Source organism: Pseudomonas sp. EA_65y_Pfl1_P113 (assembly GCF_963970525.1).
GTDB lineage: Bacteria > Pseudomonadota > Gammaproteobacteria > Pseudomonadales > Pseudomonadaceae > Aquipseudomonas > Aquipseudomonas tritici.
Genome location: NZ_CAXAQM010000682.1, coordinates 1 through 432, shown reverse-complemented (window position 1 = coordinate 432; position 432 = coordinate 1). Strand labels below are relative to the sequence as shown.

The window sequence follows — 432 nt, the reverse complement described above, 5'->3', positions numbered from 1 at the left end:
GGAATCAATCAGGAACTGGCCCGAGGCGACAACCTTCTCACCTTCGGAGAGCCCGGCGAGGATTTCGGTGTCATCGCCGGATTCCCTTCCGATTTGCACCTCTGCGGGTCGGTAGCGGCCCTTGTCGAGGGCCAGCATCACCAAGGTCCGCTTGCCGGTGCGGATCAGCGCTTCGGAGGGCACAAGTAACGCCGGTTGCGTGGCTCCACCGAACGAGACGGTAGCAAACATGCCGGGACGCAGACGTCCTCCGCGATTGGGCAGCTCGATCCGGACAGTAAGGGTGCGGCTGTCGGCCTGAGTCTCGGGCAGGATCGCCGAGACACGGCCCGACAAGGTCTCGCCAGGAAAAGCGGCAAGCGTGGCCTGCACGGTTTGTCCGGGTTTGAGCGGACCGGCGATCGCCTCGGGTACAGCGGCATTGAGCCAGAC

The 432-nt window shown here is 64.4% G+C and carries 1 protein-coding gene; it reads right to left on the bottom strand.

The window, feature by feature from the left end:
* The coding region (locus AACY52_RS31705) for an efflux RND transporter periplasmic adaptor subunit (RefSeq protein ID WP_339561611.1) at positions 1-432 on the bottom strand (432 nt) is incomplete at both ends.